This is a genomic window from Synechococcus sp. B60.1 (assembly GCF_047462555.1).
GTDB lineage: Bacteria > Cyanobacteriota > Cyanobacteriia > Thermostichales > Thermostichaceae > Thermostichus.
In genome coordinates, this window is record NZ_JANSJN010000007.1 from 41,762 (window position 1) to 44,679 (window position 2,918).

Annotated in this window: 1 protein-coding gene and 1 pseudogene; one reads left to right on the top strand and one right to left on the bottom strand. The window is 58.4% G+C overall.

What is annotated here, in order from left to right; translation table 11 throughout:
• Positions 1-191: 191 nt before the first annotated feature.
• Positions 192-2,033, bottom strand: a complete 1,842-nt coding sequence (gene pyk / locus NW863_RS01590) for a pyruvate kinase (RefSeq protein WP_414364012.1) — start codon at positions 2,031-2,033, stop codon at positions 192-194.
• Between the two features lie 714 nt (positions 2,034-2,747).
• On the opposite strand from pyk, the pseudogene NW863_RS01595 reads away from it, so the two are divergent.
• Positions 2,748-2,918 (top strand): annotated as a pseudogene (locus NW863_RS01595) (RNA-guided endonuclease TnpB family protein); the annotation flags it as partial.

The window sequence follows — 2,918 nt, forward strand, 5'->3', positions numbered from 1 at the left end:
CTGGCGTTCTCTTGGCCATCGGTTACCACCACCATAAGCACCCTGGCAGGGCGATCTGCTTCGCCGAGTTTGCTGAGACTGTTTTCCAGATCGTTGAGGAGTCCTTGTCGGCGCAGATCCCTGCCTCCCCCTTCCCAGGGAGAGAGCCTAGGAGACAGTCTCACCCTTGTCCGCAATGACCGCCAAACCCGTTAAAAGCCCAACCCATCCGCTCCTGAAGTGACAATCCCCCTCTCGGTGTCCAAGGTAACGATGGCCCCGTCGCGGATGAGGCGCGTAGCATCCTTAACTCCCACCAGCACCGGCACCCCCAACCGCAGACCGATCACCGCCGCATGGGAGGAGGCCCCATCTTCTTCGGTGATCACCCCAGCCGCCTGTTTGATCGCCTCCACATAGTTGGCATCGGTAGCGCGAGCAACCAGGATGTCGCCAGCGGTGATTTTGCTGGCGTCGAGGCTAGATCTGAGGATGCGGGCCGGGCCGCTGACAGTGCCTTTGCCAAACCCTCTGCCTTTGGCCACCACTGCCTTTACTACCTCTACCTTAATCAGATCGGTGGAGCCGGATACGCCTGGCAAAGTGCCAGCGCTGAGCACCACCAAGTCGCCATCCTTGAGCAAACCTTCTTCCTGAGCCACGTTGATGGCGGCCTGAAAGGTCTGGCGGGTGGTAGGCAAATCCATGACCAACAGGGGCCGTACCCCCCACACCAACTGCAGTTGCCGCGCCACCTCTACATGAGGAGTTACCGCCAAGATCGGGGTGCGAGGGCGAAACCTGGAGACATTGCGAGCCGTAGCCCCAGTTTTAGTCAGGGTCATCACCGCCACCGCATCCAACTCCTGGGCAATCTCCCCTACGGCGCGGCTAATTGAGTCGGCGATCAGGGTTTTGGGCCGGGACGAACCATTGCTACCAGAGCTGTTGTTGTTTTGGCTCAGCTCCTGCAGGGTGAGGGCGCGCAGGTGTTGGCGGCGATCGACATAGATTGGGCTGAAGTAATCCCGTTCGATGCGCACGGCAATGCGGGCCATGGTCGCCACCGCCTCGACGGGATATTTGCCTACCGCCGTCTCGTTGGAGAGCATGACGGCATCGGTGCCGTCCAAAATAGCATTGGCCACATCCGAGATCTCAGCCCGAGTGGGACGAGGGCTGTGAACCATGCTGTCCAGCATTTGGGTAGCAGTGATCACCGGGATCCCTAAGCAGTTGGCCATGGCGATCATCCGCTTCTGCAAAATCGGCACCTCTTCCGCCGGCAGCTCTACACCCAGATCTCCCCGCGCCACCATTACCCCGTCGCTGAGGGCCAGGATCTGGGGCAGTTGTTGGATGGCCTCGTGTTTTTCAATCTTGACGATGATAGGAACCCGCTTGCCGACAGCGGCCATCAGTTCCCGCAGCTCCAGCACATCAGAGGGATCCCGCACAAAGCTAAGGGCCACCCAGTCCACCCCTTGGTTGAGGCCGAAGTAAAGGTCTGCCTTATCTTTTTCGGTAACGGCGCGGATGCTGAGGCGCACGCCGGGGAAGTTCACTCCCTTGTTGTCGGAGAGGGTGCCGCCGACAATGGTGCGGCAGAAGAGCTCCCCCGCCTCGGGATCCACTGCCTCCACCCGCATCTCCACCCGACCGTCATCGAGGAGGATCGTCGCCCCTTCCGGCACCTCTTGGGCCAGCTTGTCGTAGGTGACCCAACTGCGCTCCTGGGATCCCAAAATGGGCTTGCTGGTCAACACGAAGGGATCCCCGCTCCTGAGGGTAATCGAGCCTTCGGCAAACTTGCCCAGGCGAATTTTGGGCCCCTGCAGGTCTTGCAAAATGGCGACCTGGATGCCCAGGTCCATAGCGGTCTGGCGGATGAGGCGGATGTTGCGGCGGTGCAGATCGTGATCCCCATGGGAGAAGTTGAGGCGAAGGGTGGTTGCCCCTTGCAGGATCATTTCCCTTAGGATGGCGGGGTTGGAGCTGGCAGGGCCGATGGTGGCGACAATTTTGGTGCGTCGAAAAGACTCGCTCGAATGCATGGCAATCTTTACCAAGGGAGAGCAGCCCAGATTGTTTCCCCACACGGGGATCCCCTTGATACGATAACCCGTTTTGACACTCCCCGCACTTAAGTGGCAAGGATTTTCAAGCAGCCCAGAAGCAAACTCCTAAAGGCCTTGTCAAAGCGCCTCTGCTAACTCCCCACAGACAAAGTCCAAAAGTTGCCGTTACTTCGTGTTGATTGCCGCATTGGCGTCGGCAGTGATTAGCCAACCATCTAAGGTTCTCAACAGTCCACACTTCACCTGCTTTCCTATCAACTTCTACCCTTCAGGTTTTTTACTGCCTCTGGGCAGAAAATCGCTATCCAGAAAGCTGGCCAAGGTCTCCAGACCCCCAGTGCGAACAGAAGTATAAGCTTCCTCAGTCTCGAGAAACCTCATACCCAACCGTCGGCATGGCTGCTCTGGGTATTGCTTGGGCCTTGCCGTAGGCATTGGCATAAGCTGCTTTAGCCTTGCCACCTAGGTTTGCTTAATTCTTCAGGGATTCCAACCACTCGTGTCGGCAGGCCAGAGGCCTTAGACGGCCATGCCAATCCCAGGCTGGAGGTAGTGTGGGCAACTAGAGTTGCCGGGGCTACCGAGCCGATTTCAGCTAGAAACCGCAGGAGCCCCGCCCTGTACCCCCGTATACGGGGGGAGGGGGGCCGGTCAAGGCCGGGAGGAATGCGGACGACGGATAATTGTGACATGGCCCAAGTCCTGACTATCTCCTGCAAGCTCAAGGTGTCTGTGTCGCAAGCCGCCAAGCTGGATGCGACGCTAGACGCTTTTGCGCAAGCATTAAACTGGGTCAACCAAAACACACCAGAGAAGGTGGTCAACCCAGTCAAGCTTCAATCGCTCTGCTACCGCGAAATT